General features: G+C 68.4%; 21 protein-coding genes. 9 read left to right on the top strand and 12 right to left on the bottom strand.

The features are described 5' to 3' along the window. Positions 1-10: 10 nt before the first annotated feature. The 5 genes from OG203_RS19615 to OG203_RS19595 are packed head-to-tail and all read right to left on the bottom strand — an operon-like array spanning position 11 to position 3,446. Positions 11-1,267, bottom strand: coding sequence for a primosomal protein (locus OG203_RS19615; RefSeq protein WP_405167090.1), 1,257 nt, complete (start codon positions 1,265-1,267; stop codon positions 11-13). 26 nt (positions 1,268-1,293) lie between these two features. Further along, positions 1,294-1,641, bottom strand: a complete 348-nt coding sequence (locus OG203_RS19610) for a YbaB/EbfC family nucleoid-associated protein (protein ID WP_405167089.1) — start codon at positions 1,639-1,641, stop codon at positions 1,294-1,296. Further along, positions 1,638-1,988: a hypothetical protein gene (locus tag OG203_RS19605; RefSeq protein WP_405167088.1), complete on the bottom strand. Its 351-nt coding sequence runs from the start codon at positions 1,986-1,988 to the stop codon at positions 1,638-1,640. The genes OG203_RS19610 and OG203_RS19605 overlap by 4 nt, the downstream gene beginning before the upstream one ends. After that, a complete protein-coding gene (locus OG203_RS19600) occupies positions 1,985-3,118 on the bottom strand; it encodes a C40 family peptidase (RefSeq protein ID WP_405167087.1) in 1,134 nt (377 codons plus the stop codon). The genes OG203_RS19605 and OG203_RS19600 overlap by 4 nt, the downstream gene beginning before the upstream one ends. 4 nt (positions 3,119-3,122) lie before the next feature. Further along, positions 3,123-3,446, bottom strand: coding sequence for a DUF2563 family protein (locus tag OG203_RS19595; RefSeq protein WP_405167086.1), 324 nt, complete (start codon positions 3,444-3,446; stop codon positions 3,123-3,125). A 147-nt stretch (positions 3,447-3,593) separates the two neighbouring features. Here OG203_RS19595 and upp point away from each other — a divergent pair, with 147 nt between their 5' ends. Next, positions 3,594-4,217 carry a uracil phosphoribosyltransferase gene (upp, locus tag OG203_RS19590; protein WP_405167085.1) on the top strand — a complete coding sequence of 208 codons (624 nt, stop codon included), beginning with the start codon at positions 3,594-3,596 and terminating at the stop codon, positions 4,215-4,217. Positions 4,218-4,237: 20 nt separating this feature from the next. On the opposite strand, the gene OG203_RS19585 is transcribed toward upp, so the two are convergent. Together OG203_RS19585 and OG203_RS19580 are read right to left on the bottom strand one after the other, a co-directional pair. Further along, a complete protein-coding gene (locus OG203_RS19585) occupies positions 4,238-5,734 on the bottom strand; it encodes a phospho-sugar mutase (RefSeq protein WP_405167084.1) in 1,497 nt (498 codons plus the stop codon). Further along, the gene (locus OG203_RS19580; protein ID WP_405167083.1) at positions 5,735-6,514 is read right to left on the bottom strand and encodes a purine-nucleoside phosphorylase; all 780 of its coding nucleotides are present in this window, start codon (positions 6,512-6,514) and stop codon (positions 5,735-5,737) included. Between the two features lie 107 nt (positions 6,515-6,621). Between OG203_RS19580 and OG203_RS19575 the strand changes: the two genes are divergently transcribed. From OG203_RS19575 to OG203_RS19565, 3 genes are all read left to right on the top strand, one after another. Then, positions 6,622-7,326 (top strand): enoyl-CoA hydratase-related protein, encoded by a 705-nt coding sequence (locus OG203_RS19575; protein WP_405167082.1) that lies wholly within the window; start codon positions 6,622-6,624, stop codon positions 7,324-7,326. Positions 7,327-7,538: 212 nt separating this feature from the next. Beyond that, positions 7,539-8,711, top strand: coding sequence for a M20 family metallopeptidase (locus OG203_RS19570; protein WP_405167923.1), 1,173 nt, complete (start codon positions 7,539-7,541; stop codon positions 8,709-8,711). A gap of 187 nt (positions 8,712-8,898) precedes the next feature. After that, positions 8,899-10,047: a M20 family metallopeptidase gene (locus OG203_RS19565; RefSeq protein WP_405167922.1), complete on the top strand. Its 1,149-nt coding sequence runs from the start codon at positions 8,899-8,901 to the stop codon at positions 10,045-10,047. Positions 10,048-10,136: 89 nt separating this feature from the next. Here OG203_RS19565 and OG203_RS19560 read toward each other — a convergent pair whose 3' ends face one another. Beyond that, positions 10,137-10,610 carry a gamma-glutamylcyclotransferase gene (locus tag OG203_RS19560; protein ID WP_150404309.1) on the bottom strand — a complete coding sequence of 158 codons (474 nt, stop codon included), beginning with the start codon at positions 10,608-10,610 and terminating at the stop codon, positions 10,137-10,139. A 214-nt stretch (positions 10,611-10,824) separates the two neighbouring features. Here OG203_RS19560 and OG203_RS19555 point away from each other — a divergent pair, with 214 nt between their 5' ends. The 4 genes from OG203_RS19555 (at position 10,825) to OG203_RS19540 (ending at position 16,016) form a co-directional block, all read left to right on the top strand. Continuing rightward, on the top strand, positions 10,825-12,228 hold the full coding sequence (locus OG203_RS19555) for an NAD(P)H-quinone dehydrogenase (RefSeq protein ID WP_405167081.1): 1,404 nt from the start codon (positions 10,825-10,827) through the stop codon (positions 12,226-12,228). A 249-nt stretch (positions 12,229-12,477) separates the two neighbouring features. Then, positions 12,478-13,572, top strand: a complete 1,095-nt coding sequence (locus OG203_RS19550; protein WP_405167080.1) for a hypothetical protein — start codon at positions 12,478-12,480, stop codon at positions 13,570-13,572. Between the two features lie 79 nt (positions 13,573-13,651). After that, complete coding sequence (locus OG203_RS19545; protein WP_405167079.1) at positions 13,652-14,707, top strand: hypothetical protein; 1,056 nt, start codon at positions 13,652-13,654, stop codon at positions 14,705-14,707. A gap of 91 nt (positions 14,708-14,798) precedes the next feature. Then, the gene (locus tag OG203_RS19540) at positions 14,799-16,016 is read left to right on the top strand and encodes a PLP-dependent aminotransferase family protein (RefSeq protein ID WP_405167078.1); all 1,218 of its coding nucleotides are present in this window, start codon (positions 14,799-14,801) and stop codon (positions 16,014-16,016) included. Here OG203_RS19540 and glpK read toward each other — a convergent pair whose 3' ends face one another. Next, the gene (gene glpK, locus OG203_RS19535; RefSeq protein ID WP_405167077.1) at positions 16,017-17,516 is read right to left on the bottom strand and encodes a glycerol kinase GlpK; all 1,500 of its coding nucleotides are present in this window, start codon (positions 17,514-17,516) and stop codon (positions 16,017-16,019) included. A gap of 255 nt (positions 17,517-17,771) precedes the next feature. On the opposite strand from glpK, the gene glpD reads away from it, so the two are divergent. Continuing rightward, a complete protein-coding gene (glpD, locus tag OG203_RS19530; RefSeq protein ID WP_405167076.1) occupies positions 17,772-19,538 on the top strand; it encodes a glycerol-3-phosphate dehydrogenase in 1,767 nt (588 codons plus the stop codon). Between the two features lie 8 nt (positions 19,539-19,546). Here glpD and OG203_RS19525 read toward each other — a convergent pair whose 3' ends face one another. The 3 genes from OG203_RS19525 to OG203_RS19515 all read right to left on the bottom strand — a co-directional run bounded on the left by OG203_RS19525 (position 19,547) and on the right by OG203_RS19515 (position 21,797). Further along, entirely contained in the window at positions 19,547-20,791 is a 1,245-nt protein-coding gene (locus OG203_RS19525) for a sensor histidine kinase (protein WP_405167075.1), read from the bottom strand. A 23-nt stretch (positions 20,792-20,814) separates the two neighbouring features. After that, complete coding sequence (locus tag OG203_RS19520; protein WP_405167074.1) at positions 20,815-21,489, bottom strand: winged helix-turn-helix domain-containing protein; 675 nt, start codon at positions 21,487-21,489, stop codon at positions 20,815-20,817. Between the two features lie 86 nt (positions 21,490-21,575). After that, on the bottom strand, positions 21,576-21,797 hold the full coding sequence (locus OG203_RS19515; protein ID WP_405167073.1) for a hypothetical protein: 222 nt from the start codon (positions 21,795-21,797) through the stop codon (positions 21,576-21,578). Positions 21,798-21,825 lie beyond the last annotated feature (28 nt).

Below are 21,825 nucleotides of genomic sequence, written 5' to 3'. Positions count from 1 at the left end.
CAGCTGATCCCTACTGCTGGTTGAGGCGAGCCTCGAAGTTGCGTTCCAGGTCTCGCCAGGACTGGGCTTCCGCGGTGAACGGCGGGTTGGGGGCCATCCGGTTCGGGTCCGGGTTGAGCAGGTAGGAGACGTACCAGCCGAGCGGGTTGGATTGGGCCAGTGCCTGTTCCACGGTGTCGTCGCCCGCGTAGTCGGAGGCGTCGGTGAACAGTTCGACCGCCAGGTCGAGTTGTTCGATGTCGACGGCTTCCGGTCCTTCGGAGAGGTCGTCGGCGAGGCCGGGCAGCACGTAGACGTTCTCGTCGGTGACCTCGACCTCGAGCGAACCGTCCACCGCGGCCGTTTGCACGTCGGCGAAGGTGCTCACCCGGGAGAGGTCGTGTTCGTGATCGTCGGCCAGGTACCTGGCCAGGGCGCGCTCGGAGGTGAACACCGTGATGGTGTTGTCGGAGCCGAGGAAGATCGGCTCGTCGTCGAGGTAGCAGCGCAGCGTGAAGTAGGTGCCGTCGGAGGCGATGATCTTGACCGGGTCGATGCCGACCTCGTGCCAGAACGAGTCGTCCTCTTCGTCTTCCTCTTCGTCCTCGTCGTCCGCGTCGAGGTCGACGGGTTCGAATTCGTCTTCCTCGTTGTCCGCGGCGTCGTCGGCGTCGACCACGTTTTCCTCGGCGGCCAGCAGCTCGGCCTCGGCGACGGCGACGGCTTCCGCGTCGACGTCGGGCGTGCTCACGACGGAGTCGATGGCGTCGAGGACGCTGTCCCAGCCCTTGGCGATGGCGGCGCCGATCTGGTCCCAGAGTTCTTCGCCGTCGCGACCGATGAAGGCGTTCACGCCGCCGGGCAGCGCGCCGAGCACCGGATGCGACCCGAAGAACTTGGTCACCGTCTCCAGCTCGCACACCTCGCCGATGTTGCGCACCATGCTGAGGGTGTCCTCGAGCTCGGCGATGGTGTCCACCTCGGGTTCACCGGCGGCCAGCTCGGGCACGGCGACCAGATCGAAGGAGAAGTTCTCCTCCGGCTCCAGTTCGACCGCCGACAGCCCGGCGACGACCTTCCATGCCGGATGCTCGACGAGGTCGTTGTCGGAGTTGGTCCGGATGAACGCGGCCAGCTCCGCAACGGTCTCGAAACCGTAGAGGGAGTCCTCGTGTCCGAGGAACGCCTCCCACTCGTCGTCACCGTCTCGCCAGCGCGGTGCCCACAGGGTGACGAGATCGCCGTCGGTCAGGCCGAGCTCGATCGGGACGATGTCTCCAGAAGCCATGAGCGGAAGCCTATCGACCTTCCGCGTCAGGCACTATCCGGCCCGCCCCCAACGGTTCCTTTGGCGTCGTTCGCCGCAGGAACGAATGACTCGTTCAGTGTCGCAACGACCTTCGAGCGCTGGTTGCCCGCGTCCTCGGCGGCCTGCCTGCACGCCCACACGATCAGCTGTCCGACCTCGGCGGGTGGCAGCGAGGTGACCGTTTCCGCGAGGCTCAAACCGACGAGCGCGCCGTCGCTGTCGACCTCGACGGTGACCGTGCCGTCCTCGGTGGTGTGGCGCCCACGGACCTGCTTGAGGCCGTAGAGCGCGGCCTCGAGTGCTTCCAGCTTCTGCGTCGCGTTCGCGACGAGAGCGTCCATCTCCGCGCTCATACCGGCCTCATCCAGGTCGTCGGTCCCGTGTCCGCGTCGTCGATCCGGTCGAGCTCGTCCACCGCCGCCTGGCGGGTCGGCAGGCCGAGTCGGTCCAGGATGTCGGCGGGCATGCCCGCCTCGGCGAGCAGCTCGCGGCGGCGCGCCTTCGCGGCGACGGTGGAGCGCTTGGTGAGCCGCAGGATCTCGTTCGCGAGACTCTGTGCGCCGTAACGGTATTCGCTGCGCTCGAACTTGATTTCCACCGGCATGCCCTGATCGGTGGCGCGCACCGAGATGGTGCCCGATCGGTTCGTGCTGCCCGCGACCGTGACGTTGGGAACCGTCGGTTGCTGCGGGCCGGTCATGCGGTCGGCCTATAGAAGCCGTGGAAGCCCATCCCTGAGTTCTCCGTTCGAATTGAGCTGATCTGGACCGGGTCACCGGCCTCGACGAATTCTCCGTTGCCGATCACCATCGCGACATGGCCGTCCCACACTGCCAGGTCGCCGGGCATGAGGTCGCCGGGGGAGACCGAGGTGCCGATGGCCTGATCGGCGGCCAGTCGTGGCAGATCCATGCCCGCCTCGCCGTAGGCGTATTTGGTCAGGCCGCTGCAGTCCAGCCCGGCGCCGGGCGTGTTGCCGCCCCACACGTACGGGGTGCCGACCGCGCCGATCGCCGAGCGGACCGCGGTCGCCGCCTTCTCGTTCGGTGCCTCGACGACGCTGCCGTCGGGCAGTGTGATCTTCACGCCTTTGCCGTCGCTCGGCATGCCCGATGAGCCGGTGTTCGGCTTGGGGCTGCCCGGCGAGCTCGGGGTGCCCGAGGTGGATTTCGGCATCGACGTCGTCGCGGATGGGATCGCGGACATCGCGGTGCTCATCAGGCTGCTCGCCATCGAACCGGCACCGCTGAACGCACTGGTCGCGGTCGACGCCAACTGCTGCACACCGGCGGTGGTGACGGCGGGCGTCCCGGCCAGCGACGGAGTCGACGGCGGCGGGGTGAGGTCGGTCATCGAGGCGGTGTGCGTGGTGAGCTCGTTCTGCACCCGGCCGACCACGTTGAGCGCCTGGCCGAGGTGGTCGATCGCGGAGCCGACGATCATCGTCAGTCCCGCGGGCGTCGCCAGTGCCGGGCCCGCGCTCGCCGCGGTGTTCACGAACGACTGGGCGATGCCGGTGAGGTCCTTCTGACCCGATTCGACCTCGGCGGCGGCCTGGTTCACCACGGTTGCCATGTCGTTGCCACGGTCGGAGATGGTGGCGGCGGAGGTCTGCACCTTCAACGCCTTGGCGGTGGCGGCGTCGGCGGCCTGGCCGTCCCACGCGCTGTTCATGCCGTTGATGCTGTCGCGACCCATCTGGTGGATCTGGTCGACGACGCTCGACGTGTTGCGCAGCGCGTCGGATGGGCCGCCGGTCGGCAGCACGCCGGAGCCGAAGCTGGCGAGCAGGTCGAATATCGGTTTGGCCAGTGCGTTGATATCGATCACAGGCTCACCCGTCCAGTTCGGTGGCCACGCTCCGCAGCGATCCCGCGTGGTTCAGGTCGGTCTCGGTGAGCACCGTCGCCGCGCCGGTTGCCGCGCCACCCATGCTGGTGAGCACCGCCGACAGCTGGCCGATCGAGGCGACGTGTCCCGCGTGCGCGGCGGCATACGCGGCCATGAAATCCCCGCCGATCAACCCCATGATCGGACCGAGCAGCGCTGGCTCGGCCGCGACCGCGCTCGCCCCGGCCGTAGCCATTTCCCCGGCCATCACATGGGCGGTCGCGCCGTAGGCTGCGATGCCCTCGGTGTCCGCCGACATCTTCCGCATCAGAGCTTCCCCCATCTGTTGTTCCCAGGCAGAGTACGTCATTCACTTGCTTCGACGCGCCCTCTTCCCGTTCGGTTCCCACCGATGCGAAAAAACTTTCGGGTGGAGCTTCGGCGGTGGGTCCGCTGGTCACTTTATCGTTCCCTCATGCGTACTCACACCGTGGACCATCCGCTCGCCGCCGCCCTGTTGACCACGATGCGAGACGAGCGAACCGACAATTCCGCTTTCCGCGCGGCGCTGCGCGATCTCACCAGGATCCTCATCTACGAGGCGCTGCGTGCGGCACCGGTGCGGCGCTTCGAGATCACCACGCCGGTGGCCGTCACCGAGGGTGCGCGACTCGCGCAACCGCCGCTGCTCGTGCCGGTGCTGCGGGCTGGCCTCGGCATGGTCGACGTGGCCGCCGAGCTGATCCCCGACGCCAGGATCGGCTTCGTCGGCATCGCCCGCGACGAGGAAACTCACCAGCCGGTGCCGTACATGGAATCGCTGCCCGCCGACCTGGCCGGTCTCCCGGTCTACGTGCTGGATCCGATGCTGGCCACCGGCGGCTCGATGCGGCACACCCTCGAACTCCTCGTCGCCCGCGGCGCCACCGACATCACCGCGGTATGCGTCGTCGCTGCCCCGGAAGGCGTTGCGGCACTGGCTGATTCAGGTCATCCGGTGCGCCTGGTGACGGCCGCCGTCGACGCGGGCCTGAACGAGCACGCCTACATCGTTCCCGGCCTCGGCGACGCGGGCGACCGCCAGTTCGGCCCACGCTGACCCCGACTCGGGTGACCTGCTCAGAGCCCCTGGCAGTACTCGCGTAATGCGGAAAGGTGTTGTCTCGCGGTTGTCTTGGCGGCCGGTAGGTCGGCGTCGGCCGCGACCGGCGTCAGTACCTCGAGGTAGCACTTGAGTTTCGGCTCGGTGCCCGACGGGCGGACCACGACGCGCGACGTGGCGCCCTCGAAAACGAGGGCGTCGGTACGCATCCGGCCGCGCACCTGGAGCAGGTCGCTGTATTTCACCGGCTCGCCCGCGATCTCGTCCGGCGGGTTCGCGCGCAACCGGGCGACCACGGCCGCGGCGGCCGCCGCCGAATCCAGCCGCAGCGACACCTGATCGGTGCTGTGCAGGCCGAATTCGACCGCGTACCCGTCGAGTTGATCGGTCAGCGTGCGGCCCGCCGACTTCAGGCGGGCGACCAGATCACAGGCAAGTACCGCGGCCGAGATGCCGTCCTTGTCGCGGACCGTCGCCGGGTCGACGCAGTGGCCGATCGCCTCCTCGTAGGCGTAGGCCAGGCCCTCGCCGGCGCGGGCCAGCCATTTGAAACCGGTGAGGGTTTCGGCGTAGCGGGCCCCGCGCGCGGGCGCGAGTTTGGCAAGCAGCCGCGACGACACGATGGTGGTGGCCACCAGCGCGTCCCGCGGTGCGGTGCGCAGCACGCAGTCGCCGAGTAGCACGCCGGTCTCGTCGCCGCGCAGCATCCGCCAGGTGTTGTCCGGCAACGGAATTCCCACGGCACAGCGATCGGCGTCGGGGTCGAGGGCGATCGCAACGTCCGCGCCGACGCGCCCGGCAAGGGCGAGCAGTAGATCGGTCGCGCCGGGCTCCTCCGGGTTGGGGAACGCGACGGTGGGGAAATCGGGGTCGGGCTCGAACTGCTCCTCGACCACGTGCACATCGGTGAATCCCGCTGCGGCAAGCGCTTTTACGACCAGGTCGCCGCCGACGCCGTGCAGCGGCGTCAGCGCGATCCGGATCGCGGCACGGGCACCGGTGCCGCCGATCACCGAGGGCAGCGATGACACCCGGTTCAGATAGCGCTGCACCAGCTCGTCGCCGACCGGGGTGACCGGCGTGCGCGCGACGGGTTCGCTGACCGCGTCGATGCAGCGCTCGATCTCGGTGTCCGCGGGGGCGAGCAACTGCGAGCCGCCGTCGAGGTAGACCTTGTAGCCGTTGTCGGCGGCCGGATTGTGCGAGGCGGTGATCTGCACACCAGCGACCGCGCCGAGCTCACGGACCGCGAACGCGACCACCGGCGTCGGCAGCGGCCGTGGCAGCAGCGTCACCGGAAAGCCCGCCGCGGCAAAGATTTCCGCCGTCGCGGTGGCGAATTCGGCGGACCCGTGCCGCGCGTCGCGGCCGACGATCACCGCGCCGCCGCCGAGGCACCGCCCGCGCAGCCATTCGACGATGCCCGCGGTGGCCCTGGTCACGGTCGTCACGTTCATGCCGTCCGGACCGTCCCGCAGCGGTCCACGCAGACCGGCGGTGCCGAAGCGCAGCATCTACACCCGTTCCAGCACGCCGCGCAGCAGCTTGCCCAATCGCGGTGCGGCGGCGTGACCTTCGGCGAGCACCTCGGCGTGCGACAGATGCCCGCCGGTGACGCCCGCGGCCAGGTTGGTGACCAGCGAGATGCCGAGCACCCTTGCGCCGAGCGAGCGACAGGCGATGGCCTCGAGCACCGTCGACATGCCGACCAGGTCGGCGCCCATGGTGCGCAGCATCCGGATCTCGGCGGGGGTCTCGTACTGCGGTCCGGTCAGGCCCGCGTACACGCCTTCGGTCAGGCTCGGGTCGATTTCCTTTGCCAGGGCACGCAATTCGGGATCCCAGGCATCGACGAGGTCGACGAAGGTGGCACCGGTGAGCGGGGTGCGGCCGGTGAGATTGAGGTGATCGTTGATCAGCACCGGCTCGCCGACCCGAAGCCCCTCGCGGATACCGCCCGCGGCGTTGGTGAGCAGCACGATCTCCGCGCCCGCAGCGATGGCCGCGGCGACCGGATGCACCACATCGGCGGGCTGGTAGCCCTCGTACAGGTGCTGGCGGCCCATCAGCAGCAGCGCCGGGGTGGCACCGACGGTGACCGAGTGGACCATGCCGCCATGTCCCTGCGCGCTCGGCGTGCCGAACCCCGGCAATTCCGGCATCGGCACCGACGCGACCGGCGTACCGATCTCCGCGGCGGCCTCCTGCCAGCCCGAGCCGAGCACCACCGCAACCCGGTGACGCGGCACTCCAGTACGTTCGGCGATCGCCTCGGCGGCCTGTTCGGCAAGCATGGAGATCACTGTATTGGATTGCCGCGCCGACGGGCCGTGTGTTCGTGCTCTCGCGGGAGCGCTACCCACGAGTAGGGGTAGCGCCGCGGGCCGGATATTCTGCACACATGCCGTATCTGGAACGTGATGGGGATGTGTTCGTCGTCTACCTCGGGAGCGAGGGACAGACCGACAGCGAGAACCGCTTCCACCCGGATTGGATCGACGAGTTCCACGGTGTGCTCGACAAGGTCGAGAGCTCCGAGGGCCCGGCCGCGCTGGTCACCGTGGCGACCGGCAAGTTCTACAGCAACGGCCTCGACACCGACTGGCTGTTCGGCAACCTGGACAAGACGCACGCCTACCTCGACCGGGTGCACTCGCTCTACACCCGGTTGCTGCAGTTCCCGATGCCGACGGTCGCCGCGATCAACGGCCACGCCTTCGGCGCTGGCGCGATGCTGGCCACCTCGCACGACTTCCGGGTGATGCGCGCCGACCGCGGCTTCTACTGCCTGCCCGAGGTGCACCTCGGCATGCCGTTCACCATCGGCATGAACGCCCTGCTCACCGAGCGCCTGTCCAACCAGGTCTGCGTGCAGGCGATGACCACCGGTCACCGTTATCCGGCCGACGAGGCGATCGCCGCCGGCATCATCGACGGCAAGGCCGACGCGGAGTCGTTGCTGGCGACCGCGGTGGCCAGGGCGGCGGCATTGGCGAGCAACCGTAAGCCGAACCTGCCGGTGATCAAGCGCGCGCTGCACGCCAAGGCGCTGGCGGGTCTGGCCGTGCAGACCACACCGGAGAACCTCGCCTTCACCGCGGGTTGATTCCGCGGTCGTCCGATCGAGGCGACCGCCTTCTGCCGAATGCGGCGCGCTGAACTGCGGAAATGCCGTTGTGCCTGCACGCGCTGTGCTCGGCGGGACAGATATGGGATGCGCTCGGTTTGCGGCCAAGTGCAACACTGTGTTCCATGCCACCACCGCGCAGCGGGCACCAGGAATCGCGCAGCGACTACGACGTCGCGCGCACCGATGCCATGCAGCAGTCGGACGCGGCGATCAAGGCCGCGGTCGATGAGCTGATCGATCTTTCCCACTCGATCCACGCCGAGCCGGAGCTCGCATTCGAAGAGACGCGCAGTGTCGCCAAGACCATCGCGCCGCTTGCCGAGCGCGGCTTCGAGGTCACCACCGGAGTCGCCGAGCTGCCGACCGCGTTTCGCGCGAGCTTCGGCAGCGGCCCGCTCACCGTCGGCATCTGCGCGGAGTACGACGCGCTGCCAGGGATGGGACATGCCTGCGGGCACAACATCATTGCCGCCTCGGCCGTCGGCGCCGCGCTCGGCCTCGCCGAGGTAGCCGACGCGCTCGGGCTGACCGTGCTCGTGCTCGGCACGCCCGCCGAGGAGAGCGGCGGCGGCAAGGTGCTGATGCTCGAGCACGGCGTCTTCGATGACGTGGCTATGGCGATGATGGTGCATCCAGGCCCGTTCGACATCGTCGGCGCGCGCTCGCTGGCGATGGCCGATCTGGCCATCGTGTTCCACGGCCGCGAGGCACACGCCAGCGCCGCCCCGGAACTGGGCCGCAACGCGGGCGACGCGGTCACTATCACCCAGGTAGCTCTTGGATTGCTGAGGCAGCATCTCCAGCCTGGCCAGCAACTTCACGGTATAGTCGGCAATGGTGGCGTAGCTCCCAACATCGTGCCCGGACGTGCGGAACTGCTGTATTACCTACGCGCAGTCGACTCCGCATCTCTCGACAATCTGATGCGACGAGCGTCGGCGTGTTTCGAGGCGGGTGCCCTTGCGACCGGCTGCACCCATGAAATCCGGACTGTCGCGCCGACATATACCGAGCTGACACCCGATCCGGCGTTACTGTTTGCCTACCGCGAGCAGATAACCGGTTTGGGACGAGTGCCGATCGCACCCGAGCTCGAGGCACAGCGGCCGCTCGGAAGCACGGACATGGGCAACGTTACCAACGTCATTCCGGGCATCCACCCGGTCATCGGCATTGATGCCGGTGGCGCGGTGACGCACCAGCCCGGCTTCGCCGCGGCGAGCGTCAACGCTTCGGCGGATCGTGCGGTTGTCGATGGTGCGCTCGCACTCGCGCGTACCGCGATCACCGCTGCCGACGATGAAGAACAAAGGGACAGGTTGTTGCAACGGCTCGTTCAACGACAGGAGGAGATTCAGTGAGGGAGCGCAGCGAGCGAACCGGGGGCACAGTGCGCCCGGTGCGCACGGCGGAGCCGAGCGGCAGCGAGGCGCAGGCGTGAGCACTACCGGCCGTTCGGCCGAGCGGGCGACGGGCACGGACGCGGGCGCATGCGCCCTCGCGGAGAGCCCGGCGAACATCGTATTGCCGAACACCGTGGGAACCGGTTTGGGATCAGTAGAGGGCTGGCTGGCCGAGCACGCGTTAGACCTCGTGCAGTGGCGTCGGCACATCCACGCCAACCCGGAACTCTCCCGCACCGAGTTCGCCACCACCGAATTCGTCTCGTCCTGGCTGATCAAGGCGGGTCTGACGCCGCGGCCGCTGCCCGGTGGCACCGGCATGATCTGCGACATCGGGCCGGACGGCCCGCGTATCGGCCTGCGCGCCGATATGGACGCGCTGCCGCTGCAGGAGTTCACCGGCCTGAGTTTCGCCTCCACCGTGCCCGGCGTCTCGCACGCCTGCGGGCACGACGCGCACACCACGATCCTGCTCGGTACCGCGCTCGCCCTTGCCGAGGTGCCTGAGCTGCCGGTCGGCGTCCGACTGGTCTTCCAGCCCGCCGAAGAGGTGATGCCGGGCGGCGCGATCGACGTGGTCGCCACCGGCGCGATGGAGGGTGTGCAGCGGATCTTCGCGCTGCACTGCGACCCGCGACTCGAGGTCGGCCGGGTCGGCATCCGCGTCGGCGCGATCACCTCGGCCGCCGACACCGTCGAACTCGTGCTCGATTCGCCGGGCGGGCACACCTCGCGTCCGCATCTCACCAGCGATCTGGTCTACGCCATCGGCACCGTGATAACCGGGCTGCCCGGTCTGCTCAGCCGCCGCATCGATCCGCGTACCAGCACGGTCATGGTGTGGGGCGCGGTCAGTGCTGGCAAGGCGCCCAACGCGATTCCGCAGACCGGCATGCTCACCGGCACCGTCCGCACCGGCGATCACGCGACCTGGTCGCTGCTGGAACCGATGGTGCGCGAGATCGTCGACGGTCTGCTCGCCCCGACCGGCGTGCGCTACCAGCTGAACTACCGTCGCGGCGTGCCGCCGGTGGTCAACGACGAACAGTCGACGCGGATGTTCGAGGACGCGATCCGCAAGATCGGCCCGGACGCGCTGGCCGACACCATGCAATCCGGTGGCGGCGAAGACTTCTCGTGGTATCTGGAAGAGGTGCCAGGCGCGATGGCGCGCCTCGGCGTCTGGTCCGGACACGGCGAGCAGCTGGATCTGCATCAGCCGACCTTCGATCTGGATGAGCGCGCGCTCGCGGTCGGCGTTCGGGTGATGAGCAATATCGTCCTGAACGCTTAGCGCGCTTGCGAATGTGCAAGGCCGTACACTGATTTCGAGTTGAACAGCGACGTGGTCGACCCCCTCGGGTCGGCCACGTCGTTCGTTTGTCAGCCGAAATTCCCAGGGCCTACGTTGCGGCTGTTACGAGTTCGCAGCGAGTGCACGTAATCCTCAGGCGCTCCGGCCTTTTCGGCCGCATCGGCGATGACGCCGATGTATCGCGCGGAGGGCAGGCCGCCTTCGTAGGCGTCGAGCACATACAACCAGGACAATGTCGGATCGGCGCCGCTCTCGCTGCGGGTGACGCGCAGCCGGATCTTCTTGTGAATACCGAAGTCCGAGCCCTCCCAGCGATCGAGCCGCTGTTCGTCTTCCGGCGACACGTCGTAGAGCACGACGAAAACCCGCGAGCCCGGCTCCTCGACCACTGTCGCCAGCGGCCCTTCCCAGCCGATGTCGTCACCAGCGAAGGTGAGCCGCCAGCCCTCCAACCAGCCCGTTCCGGACATGGGCGAGTGCGGACAGCGCTCGAGCATCTGGGTTGAGTCCATGTTGGACCCATAGGCGGCGTAAATCGGCACCAGAGAAGGGTAGCCAATAACATCCGAGGATCGACTCTATCCCGGCCAGATGCGGCATTCCGGTGGCGCGTTCCGGGCGCGGCGACCGTGCAGACGCCGCATCGCGTAGCGATTCCGTGGGGGGGTGGTGGCCGGGCGGCAGGTGGGCCTGCCTCGCCCGATAACGTTGACAGGTACCGGAGATCCCGGTGCGCAACCAGAAGCGGAGGTATCAATGACCCGCATAGCGATCATCGGTGGCGGACCGGCCGGCTACGAGGCGGCGCTGGTGGCAGCCCAGCATGGTGCGTCGGTGACGCTGATCGATAGCGACGGCATCGGCGGGGCCTGTGTTCTCTGGGACTGTGTCCCTTCCAAGACGTTCATCGCCTCTACCGGCGTGCGCACGGACCTGCGCCGGGCCCGTGATCTCGGGATCACCCTCGATCCGAACCAGGCGACCGTGCAACTGTCCGAGGTGAATGGCCGCGTCAAGGCGTTGGCGCTGGCCCAGTCCTCCGACATCAGGTCGAAGCTGCAGACCGTCGGCGTGACGGTGCTCGCCGGTCGCGCGGAGCTGATCGACGCGTCCTTCGGGCTGGCCGCGCACCAGGTGCTCGCCAAGCTGGCCGACGGCACCGAGGCGACCATCGAGGCCGAGGTTGTGTTGATCGCCACTGGTGCGAGCCCGCGCGTGTTGCCGGGTGCCGAGCCCGACGGTGAGCGGATCCTCAACTGGCGCCAGCTCTATGACTTGGAAGAACTGCCGGAAACCCTGGTGGTGGTCGGTTCCGGCGTCACCGGTGCCGAATTCGTCTCCGCCTACACCGAAATGGGTGTGCGGGTGCGGTTGGTCTCCAGTCGGGACCGCGTGCTGCCGGGTGAGGACGCCGACGCGGCCCTGGTGCTGGAGGACGCGCTCGCCGAGCGCGGTGTCGAGCTGGTGAAGCACGCGCGCGCCGACGCGGTGGAGCGCACCGCCGAGGGTGTCGTCGTCAAGCTGTCCGACGGCAGGACCGTCGCCGGGTCGCACGCACTGATGACCGTCGGTTCCACCCCCAACACCGAAGGCCTCGGACTGGAACGGGTCGGCATCGAGCTCGACCGCGGCGGTTACCTGCGGGTGGACCGGGTTTCGCGTACCTCGGTGCCGGGCATCTACGCGGCGGGCGACTGCACCGGCCTGCTGCCGCTCGCCTCGGTGGCCGCGATGCAGGGCCGTATCGCGATGTACCACGCGCTCGGCGAGGGCGTCAGCCCGATCCGGCTGAAGACGGTCGCGTCCGCGGTGTTCACCCGACCGGAGATCGCCACCGTCGGCGTGAGCCAGACCTCGATCGACAACGGCGAGACGCCGGCCCGCACGGTGATGCTGCCGCTGAACACCAACCCGAGGGCCAAGATGCTCGGCCTGCGCAGGGGTTTCGTGAAGATCTTCTGTCGCCCCGCCACCGGCGTTGTCATCGGCGGCGTCGTGGTCGCTCCGATCGCGTCGGAACTCATTTTGCCGATCGCCCTCGCGGTGCAGAACAACCTGACCGTCAACGACCTGGCACAGACCTTCTCGGTGTATCCGTCGCTGACCGGATCGGTGACCGAAGCGGCACGCCAGTTGATGCGGCACGACGACCTCGATTGAATGGTCTTGCGGTTCAGCGGCGTTCGTGCCATGTGAAGTTTTCATACACATTGCTCATCAGGCCTACATATGGTTCACTTCCCGCAGAGATGCGATCGGCGGGCGGTCGCGTGGTTCGGTGTTCGGGGGGATGGATCTTTCCCAGTCGAAACGTCGAATGACCTTCGCGTCGTTCGACGACCGGGCGTCTCGTCAGAGACAACTGAGTGTGGCCGAACCAAGGTCACACCCGGGAAAGGGAAACGAAAAGTGAAACATCGTAAGCCGAGTCGGGCGCAGCGAGCGATGGCGAGCACCTCGTTGCCACTGGCCGCCGCGGCCGCCGTGGCCTCTCTTTTGGCAGCGCCGGCGGGGGCAGCGCCTAACGATCCGAGCATTCCTCCCACCACCGCGCCGCCGAGCCCATCGCCGGCACAGCCGGGGGTCAACGAGGCACCGCCGAGTCCGGATACCACCAAGCCGGATCCGAACACCAATCCGGCCAACCCGCCGACCACCAGTCCGACCAACCCGCCTACGCCGTCCCAGCCGGGCGTCACCACGCCTGACCCCAATCAGGTGATGCCGAACCCGAATCCGAACAAGGATCCGAAGCTGGCTCAGCCGACCCAGCCGGGTGTCACCACCCCGCGCGTCGCGCCGCTGCCGGTGCCGGGTCAGTCGGATCAGCCGCAGCCCGCGGTCGTGCCGGATACGCCGCCGGGAGATCAGAAGCCTGCCCAGCCGGGCGGCGCCGCCACCCCGCAACAGCCGAGTCAGCAGCAGCCGGGCCAGCCTGGCCAGCAGACGACGCCGAGCACGCCGGGCGGCGACAACAATCAGGCACAGCAGCCCGAGACGCTGGTCCAGCCGCAGCAACAGCCGCGCTGGCAGTCACCGCAGCTGCAGGCCGCCCCGCCCGCCCCGGTCGTCGAGATGACCGGCCCGCACCAGGAGATCGGTGCGAACGTCGACGGTGGCGCGCTGCTGCCTGGCTACGTGGCGAACACCCACCACTTCAACAACCAGTCGGGTTACGTCGGCACCATCGGGTACCGCACCCCGGCCGGTGCCGGTGAGGCCGGTGTCTCGGTCGAGTACGTCGACGCCAACACCGTCAAGGTCACCTCCTACACCGGTGGCGTCGGCCTGGCCGACAACAAGACGATCTCCGTCTTCGACACCACCCAGGCCAACCTGGCCAAGGCGGCCGTCGAGGACTGGATCAAGGAACAGCCGGGCGGAGCCGCGGCACTCGAAGCGGCCGCGCAGGTTAAACTTCCGTTGCAGCCGGGCGATCTCGCTCCGCAAACGGCCGACGTAGGTGGGGTCACCACCCAGTGGGGTGGCTCACTTCAGTACTGAGACTTACTGGGGCTGATTCAACGGGTGGGGCGGTCGTTCGCGACCGCCCCACACGCGTGTCTTGGGGAAAGGATTGGGTGTGACCTCCGAGGGTGATCCGAGGGAGAAGGAATCCGACGACCAGTCCGCGTCGGATTTCGGCCCCCCGGTGGGTGAATTCGGCCCGCCTGTCTCAGAATTCGGACCTCCCGTCTCGGAGTTCGGTCCGCCGGTCGCGGAGTTCGGCCCGCCGACGGGCGATACCGGTCCGCACTGGCAGGCGCCGGAGCAGACGGGTGAGCATCCCGAGCTGGTGTGGCGGCCCGCCGCCGACGCGGGAACCACACCGCCGCCGCCCCCGCAGTACCGCGCACCGGATTCGACGTCCTTTCCCGAGCCGAGGCCGACATCGCCGCCCGTGCCGCCCCGGGTGCCGCCCATCGATCGCATACAGGCCATGCGGTCGGCCGCCGACGCCGACAAGGACTCGTGGTGGACCCGCCCGACCGACACCGGCAGCGTGCCGAAGCCGCCGCCGCTGACCTCGCCGGGACTGTCCTGGGCGGATGATCCGATCGCGCAGCGGTTGGCCCCGGCCACGCCGACCGCCCCGCCGCCGCCACCTCGGCGTTCCGGCTCGCACACCGGCCGCAATGTGCTCGCGGGCGTGCTCGCGGTCGTCATTCTGATCGGGCTCACGGTGACCGTCATCCTGGCGTCCAGGAACAACGGGGAGGACCACGCGGCACCGCCCGCCGCGACCACCGGTGCCGGCCTGAGCTGCCAGTCCGTCAAGGACGGCAAGCTGACTGTCGGCAACGGCGCCGGCGACACCACCAGCGGGCCCGGCGCGATCCTCGGCTTCCAGCACGCCTTCTACGTCGAACGCAGCGGTGCACAGGCCAGGCGCTTCGTCGCGCCCGACGCGGAGAACGTGTCGACCGCCGACATCATCCAGAAGGGGATCGACGAGCAGGTGCCGGTCGGTACCACGCACTGCCTGCGGATCAACGAGGTCGCCACCGATACGTTCGACGTCGACCTGACCGAACTCCATCCCGACGGCAAGAAGACCATTTACCCGCAGACCATCACCACGGTGAACCGGGACGGCAAGATCTTGGTGTACGCCATCAAGGAGCGCGGCACACGGTAGTTCTCACTATATGAGAAACTGATTTCATATCTTGGTCGGCGATATGGGACAGTCGGCTTTCGCGTACCTTGGCGTTCGTTCGGAGGTTTCCATGTCGCCGACCATTCCACCGCTCGCGGCCAAACTCGGCGGTCTGCAGAGTTCGGCGATTCGTGACCTGCTCAAGCTCACCACGCGTGCGGAGATCATCGGTTTGGCCGGTGGGTTGCCCGACGCCGAGCTGATGCCGCGTGAGCGAATCGCCGCCGCGGCGGAGGCGGCGCTGAGCGGCCCCGCCTGCCTGCAGTACACCGAGTCGCCCGGCTGGGCGCCGTTGCGCGCGGTGCTCGCCGAGCGGGAGTCGGCTCGACTCGGCCGGACGGTGGCTCTCGATGAGGTCTTCGTGACACACGGTTCGCAGCAGGCGCTTTCGCTGCTTGCCGAGGTGTTGCTCGACCATGGGGGATGGCAGCCGGCGGAGCCGGCGGGGCGGGTGAACACAAGCGCGCTGGTCGTCGTCGAGGATCCGGCGTATGTCGGTGCGCTGCAGGTCTTTCGGGCCGCCGGTGCGCGGATCGTCGCGGTGCCGCTCGATGCCGATGGTATGCGCACCGACGTGCTCGCCGACCTGCTCGCCCGCGGCGAACGCCCGGCCGTGGTGCACACGGTGAGCAACTTCCACAATCCCGGCGGTGTGACGATGAGCCCGCAGCGCCGCGCTGAACTCGCCGAACTTGCTGACGCGCACGGATTCTGGGTGATCGAGGACGACCCGTACGGCGAGCTGTGGTTCGACAACCCCGCCCCCGCGCCGGTGGCGACGTACTCCCGCAACGTGATTCGACTGTCCAGCGCCTCGAAGATCCTGGCGCCCGCGCTGCGCGTCGGCTGGATGGTCGCGCCCGACTCGGTGTGCCGCGCGGTGGAACTGCTGAAACAGGGTGCGGACCTGTGTGGTTCGGCGTTGACCCACCAGATCGCCGCCGACCTGCTCGCCGACGAGGCATGGTTGACCGCGCACGTCGACCACGTGCGCACGGTCTACGGCGAGCGCGCCAAATCCCTCGTGCACGCGGTGCGCACGCGTTTCGGCGACCGCGTGCAGTGCACCGACGCGACGGGCGGCATGTTCGTCTGGGCCGACTTCACCGACGGGACCGACACGAAGGCGCTGCTCCCGCGTGCCCTCGACGCGGGCGTCGCCTATGTGCCAGGCTCCGCCTTCGCCGTCGACGGCGGCTACCGCAACTCGATGCGCATGTGCTTCACGACTTCCGACGCCGCGACCCTGACCGAGGCCGTTGATCGGCTGGCCAGCGCGGCCGGATAGTCAGTCCGCCCAGTCGTAGGTGCGTTCGACGGCCTTGTTCCAGGACTTCAGGTGCTCGTCCCGGTCCTCGGCCGACATCGTCGGCTCCCAGGTCTTGTCGGCGGCCCAGTTCTCCCGGATGTCGTCGGTGCCCGACCAGTAGTCGACCGCGAGCCCGGCCGCGTACGCGGCGCCGAGCGCGGTGGTCTCGTTGACGACCGGACGCACCACGGGCACGTCGAGGATGTCGGACTGGAATTGCATGAGCAGGTCGTTGCTGACCATGCCGCCGTCCACCTTCAGCGTGGTCAGCTCCAGGTCGAGATGCTCGGATTCGGCGTCGGCGCGCATCGCGTCGACCACCTCGCCGGTCTGAAAAGCGGTGGACTCCAGCACCGCTCGCGCCAGATGCGCCTTGTTCACGTACCGGGTGAGCCCGGCGATCACGCCGCGCGCGTCCGGGCGCCAGCGCGGCGCGAACAGGCCGGAGAACGCGGGCACGATGTAGGCGCCGCCGTTGTCCTCGACGCTGCGGGCCAGCGGCTCGATCTCGTCCGCCGACGAGATGATGCCAAGGTTGTCCCGAAACCATTGCACCAGTGAGCCGGTGACCGCGATCGAGCCCTCCAGCGCGTACACGGCGGGCTCGTCACCGAGCTGATAGCAGACGGTGGTGAGTAGTCCGTGCTTGCTGACCACCGGCGTGGTTCCGGTATTGAGCAGCATGAAATTGCCGGTGCCGTAGGTGTTCTTGGCCTCGCCGGGGGACAGGCAGGCCTGGCCGAAGGTGGCGGCCTGCTGGTCGCCGAGGATGCCGGCGACCGGAATCCCCTGCAGCGGCCCCGAGGTGATCTCCGCGTACACCTCCGAGGAGCTGCGGATCTCCGGCAGCATCGACTCGGGCACCTGGAATTCCGCGCAGATCTCCGAATCCCATTGCCGGGTATTCAGATCCATCAGCATGGTGCGCGAGGCGTTGGTCACGTCGGTGATGTGCTCGCCGGTCAGGTTCCACAGCACCCAGCTGTCCATGGTGCCGAAACACAGCTCACCCGCCTCGGCCCGCTCGCGCACCCCGTCGACGTTGTCCAGGATCCAGCGCAGCTTCGGCCCGGCGAAGTAGGTGGACAGCGGGAGCCCGGTGCGTTCCTGATAGCGGGTCGGCCCGATGTCGCCGCCGAGCTCGGTGGTCAGCCGATCGGTGCGGGTGTCCTGCCAGACGATGGCGTGGTGAATCGGCTTGCCGCTGGCGCGATCCCACACCACGGTGGTCTCGCGCTGGTTGGTGACACCGACCGCCGCGATGTCGTCGCTGCTGAGCTTGTTCTGCTTCAGCACCTCGCCGAGCACGAATTCGGTGTTTTTCCAGATGGTTTCGGCGTCGTGCTCGACCCAGCCCCGTCGTGGAAAGATCTGTTCGTGTTCCCGCTGGGCGACGCCGACGACGCGCCCCTGCCGATCGAAGATGATGCAGCGACTCGAAGTCGTGCCCTGGTCGATGGCGGCCACATAGCGACGCATTGCTGCAGGTTACTAAACACAGGGCCCGCTGTGTCCGATTGTGGCTTTCGCGGGTCCTGTCGCGGATCACCTCGCCGACCCCGCGCCGCTCGATTAGGGTCGAAGACAGTTACCGACGAGTAGTGCCGAGCGACACGAGCGATGCCGTGGTCGAAGAGATCCGAAGCCACTGGCATAGCCTGTACCAAGAGCAGCTCGAACGAATGCCCGAAAAAGACCACTACGTCGTCGACAACGCGGCTGGAGGAGTCGAGCATGACCAAGAAACCGGAATCCCAGTTCCTCGGTCCGGAGCAGCGCAGGACGGCCTGGGAGCGGTTCGGCAAAGACCACTTCGATGTGGTCGTTATCGGCGGTGGCGTTGTCGGCGCCGGTATCGCGCTCGACGCGGCCACCCGAGGGCTGAAGGTCGCGCTGGTCGAGGCGCGTGACCTCGCCTCCGGCACGTCGAGCCGCTCGTCGAAGATGTTCCACGGCGGCCTGCGCTACCTGGAGCAGCTGGAGTTCGGCCTGGTGCGCGAGGCGCTCAAGGAGCGCGAACTCTCGATGTCCGCGTTGGCGCCGCATCTGGTGAAGCCGCTGCGCTTCCTCTATCCGCTCACCCACCGCGCGTGGGAGCGTCCGTATGTCGCGGCCGGGTTGATGCTCTACGACACCATGGGTGGCGCCAAATCCGTTCCCGGCCAACGGCATCTGTCCCGGATGGGCGCACTGCGGCTGGCCCCCGGCCTGAAGCGCAGCTCGCTGGTCGGCGGCATCAGCTACTACGACACGGTCGTCGACGATGCCCGTCACACGATGACCGTCGCCCGCACCGCCGCGCACTACGGCGCGGTGATCCGCACCTCGACCCAGGTGGTCGGCTTCCTGCGCGAGTCGGACCGGGTGGTCGGCGTGCAGGTGCGCGACAGCGACGACGCCCGCACCGCCGACCTGCGCGCACACGTGGTGATCAACGCGACCGGCGTATGGACCGACGAGGTGCAGGCGCTGGCCCACCAGCGCGGCCGCTTCCACGTCCGGGCCTCCAAGGGCGTGCACATCGTGGTGCCGCGCGACCGCATCGTCAGCGACGCCGCGATCATCCTGCGCACGCCGACCTCGGTGCTGTTCGTCATCCCGTGGGGCACGCACTGGATCGTCGGCACCACCGACACCGACTGGAACCTCGACCTCGCGCACCCCGCCGCCACCAAGGCCGACATCGACTATCTGCTCGACCGAGTCAACGACGTGCTGGTCACCCCGCTCACCCACGACGACATCGACGGTGTCTACGCGGGCCTGCGGCCGCTGCTCGCGGGCGAGAGCGACGAGACCTCCAAGCTGTCCCGCGAACACGCCGTCGCGCGGGTCGCGCCCGGTCTGGTCAGCATCGCGGGCGGCAAGTACACCACCTATCGGGTGATGGCCTACGACGCCGTCGACGAAGCGGCGCAAGACATTCCGGCCCGCGTCTCGCCGTCGATCACCGAGAAGGTGCCGCTGCTCGGCGCCGACGGCTACTTCGCGCTTGTCAATCAGACCGTGCAGCTGGCCGAGGCGTACGGCGTGCACCCGTACCGGATCAAGCACCTGCTCGATCGATACGGCTCGCTGATCGACGAGGTGATGGCGATGGCGGACGGCAAACCCGAACTGCTGCAACCCATTACCGCTGCACCGTCGTATCTGCAGGTGGAGGCGGTGTATGCGGCCGCGGCAGAGGGCGCACTGCACCTGGACGACATCCTGGCCCGCCGTACCCGCATCTCCATCGAGTACCCGGATCGCGGTGCCGACAGCGCGCAGCAGGTCGCCGATCTCGTCGCGCCGATCCTCGGCTGGGACAACGCCGAAATCGAGCGCGAGGTAACGACTTACCGCGCGCGCGTCGAGGCGGAGATCCGTTCGCAGACCCAGCCCGACGACGACTCCGCCGACGCGTTGCGCATCGCGGCACCCGAACCGCGCCCCGAGATCCTGGAGCCGGTTCCCGCGGACGGTGCGGTGAACAAGGAAGTGCGCCAGGCGAACCGGTAGCCCCGGACTCAGGAAAGCCCGTGCGTCGGCGGCGGTAGCGCGATGGTCGCGATGGTGCCGCCGCCCGGCGCGGGCTCCATAGTCGCAGTGCCGCCGTGCAATTCGGCGATCCAGGCCACCAGCGCCAGCCCGATGCCGCTGCCGCGTCCACCGGTGATGCCGCGCTCGAACGGATTGCTCGACAACTGTGGATTCAATCCCGCGCCGTGATCGCGCACGCTGACCCGCCCCTGCGCGACGTGCACCTCCACCGGCGCGTCCGGGTTGATCGCGCCGTGCGTGATCGCGTTCTCGATCAGGTTGCGCACCGCGAGGCTCAGCAGGTTCGGGTCGCCGACGACGACCGTAGGGCTGCTCACCACAACAACATTGGCCTTGAATTCCTCGACAACCGACTCGGTGAGCTGATCGAGCAGCAGTTGCACCCGCTCCATCGTCGTCACCCCCGCCTGCATGCGCGCCCGCGCGAGCAGGCCAGCGACGATGCGTTCCATCCTGGTCCCCAGCTCGCCCGCGTCGGCAAGTGCGCGCTCGACCTCGTGCGGGTCGCGCCGCCGCGGCGCGGTGACCAGCCCCAAAGTGGTGAGCGGCGTGCGCAATTCGTGCGCGGCATCGCCGAGGAAGCGTTCCTGCTCTTCGACGAGCAGCAGCGCTTGGCGCATGCTTCGTCCCGAAAGCGCGTGTGCCGCAAGGGCGGACAGGGCGACCAGGGTGAGCCCGCCGACGACCAGCGCCCACAGCAGCAGCGCCCGATCGCGATCGACCAGCCCGGGATTCGTGCCTGCGAGTACGACCGCCTGGGTTTTCGTGTCCTCCCAGAAGACCGGCGTCGCCGCGAGCCGCACCGGACGGCCCGCGCTGTCGTATCCATCCTGGAAAACGGTTTCCCCCGCGCGCACGGCGTCGTCGGCCAACGCCTCTGCGCCATTGCCCGGCGGCAGCCAGGAGCGCAGGTGTCCGTAGATCTCGCGCCAGCGCCCGTTGTCATCGTTGGTGACGATCATGACCGCGGTCTCGCCGTTGGCCAGGTCGTCGCTCTCGACCAGATCGAGGTCGATGGCCTGGTCGTCGAGGTTGAAGTCGATGCTGCGCCACAGCCCGCTCACCACCCGGTCCAGGCTGTTGTCGACGGCGTTGTGGCGCGAGCGCGCGTCGATGGTCGCCGCGAGCAGGCCGAGGATGATCAGGCAGGTCGCGGTGATCACGGTGATGAGCGCGGTCAGCAGCCAGCGGGTGCGGCGCAGCCTGGCCACTGCGGGTTGCGCCGTCGCGGAACTCAGCGTGCGGATGGGGCACTTCCGATCATGAAGCCGGTGCCGCGAACGGTCTCGATCACCTGCGGCGGCCCGAGTTTGCGGCGCAGCTGGGCGATCACGGCGTCGACCACATTCGAGGCGGGCTCGGCCATCTCGTCCCAGCAGCACTCGATGAGCTCGCTGCGCGAGACCACGCTGCCCGCGCGGGTAGCGAGCAGTTCGAGCACGGCGAATTCCTTCGGGGTCAGCGAGCGCAGGATGCCAGCGCGCTGGACGCGGCGGCGCGGCAGGTCGATGTCGATATCGCCGAGCACGAGGCGGGCGGGCGCCGGATGTTCGCGGCGGCGGCTCAGCGCGCGCACCCTGGCCGCGAGTTCGGGCAGCGCGAACGGCTTGACGAGGTAGTCGTCTGCGCCGTGTTCGAAACCGGCGATGCGGTCGGCCAATCCGTCGCGGGCGGTGAGCATCAGCACCGGCACCCGCTGGCCTGCGGCGCGTTGCGCGGCGACCAGGTGCAGGCCATCGCCGTCGGGCAGGCCGCGGTCGACGACGAGGACGTCGTAGGTGTTGACGGCGATTTTCAGGTCGGCGTCGGCGAGGTGGTGTGCGAGGTCGACGGCAAATCCCGCCGAGCGCAGCCCGGCGGCCACTTCGATACCAAGACCTTCATCGTCCTCGACCACCAGCACACGCACGAGGTCAGAGAATAGGGCATTTCAGACTTGTGCCTTGCGGGAGTCTTGGTGGTCCGACCCCTTGCCGGACCACCAAGGCCGCGGAATCAGTTACTGGAGTAGTACAGGTCCCACTCGCCCGTGGGGGTCTGCTGGCACTCCCACCACTTCCAGTCCGGGTGCGCGGGGGCGTTCGAGCCGTCCGCCCGGCAGGCCGCCTCGGTGCCGTAGGTGCCGACGTAGATCGTCTCCGCGTTGGCCACCGCCGACCCTCCGGCGACGAGGCCAGCCGAGAGCGCGACGGCCGCGAGCAGGGTGCTGATCTTCATAATGTTTCCTCTCTCCCCGGCGCGGGAG

It is taken from the genome of Nocardia sp. NBC_01499 (assembly GCF_045040275.1).
In the GTDB taxonomy this organism is placed as follows: Bacteria; Actinomycetota; Actinomycetes; order Mycobacteriales; family Mycobacteriaceae; genus Nocardia.
Note: the sequence above shows the minus strand (reverse complement) of the source record. Positions and strands in the feature narration are given on the sequence as shown.

Excerpts from the sequence above, each read along its gene's own strand:
- OG203_RS19615 (WP_405167090.1), bottom strand. The coding sequence starts at position 1,267 with ATGGCTTCTGGAGACATCGTCCCGATCGAGCTCGGCCTGACCGACGGC.
- OG203_RS19610 (WP_405167089.1), bottom strand. The coding sequence starts at position 1,641 with ATGAGCGCGGAGATGGACGCTCTCGTCGCGAACGCGACGCAGAAGCTG.
- OG203_RS19605 (WP_405167088.1), bottom strand. The coding sequence starts at position 1,988 with ATGACCGGCCCGCAGCAACCGACGGTTCCCAACGTCACGGTCGCGGGC.
- OG203_RS19595 (WP_405167086.1), bottom strand. The coding sequence starts at position 3,446 with ATGCGGAAGATGTCGGCGGACACCGAGGGCATCGCAGCCTACGGCGCG.
- upp (WP_405167085.1), top strand. The coding sequence starts at position 3,594 with ATGCGTACTCACACCGTGGACCATCCGCTCGCCGCCGCCCTGTTGACC.
- OG203_RS19585 (WP_405167084.1), bottom strand. The coding sequence starts at position 5,734 with ATGCTGCGCTTCGGCACCGCCGGTCTGCGTGGACCGCTGCGGGACGGT.
- OG203_RS19580 (WP_405167083.1), bottom strand. The coding sequence starts at position 6,514 with ATGCTTGCCGAACAGGCCGCCGAGGCGATCGCCGAACGTACTGGAGTG.
- OG203_RS19575 (WP_405167082.1), top strand. The coding sequence starts at position 6,622 with ATGCCGTATCTGGAACGTGATGGGGATGTGTTCGTCGTCTACCTCGGG.
- OG203_RS19570 (WP_405167923.1), top strand. The coding sequence starts at position 7,539 with ATGCAGCAGTCGGACGCGGCGATCAAGGCCGCGGTCGATGAGCTGATC.
- OG203_RS19555 (WP_405167081.1), top strand. The coding sequence starts at position 10,825 with ATGACCCGCATAGCGATCATCGGTGGCGGACCGGCCGGCTACGAGGCG.
- OG203_RS19540 (WP_405167078.1), top strand. The coding sequence starts at position 14,799 with ATGTCGCCGACCATTCCACCGCTCGCGGCCAAACTCGGCGGTCTGCAG.
- glpK (WP_405167077.1), bottom strand. The coding sequence starts at position 17,516 with ATGCGTCGCTATGTGGCCGCCATCGACCAGGGCACGACTTCGAGTCGC.
- glpD (WP_405167076.1), top strand. The coding sequence starts at position 17,772 with ATGACCAAGAAACCGGAATCCCAGTTCCTCGGTCCGGAGCAGCGCAGG.
- OG203_RS19515 (WP_405167073.1), bottom strand. The coding sequence starts at position 21,797 with ATGAAGATCAGCACCCTGCTCGCGGCCGTCGCGCTCTCGGCTGGCCTC.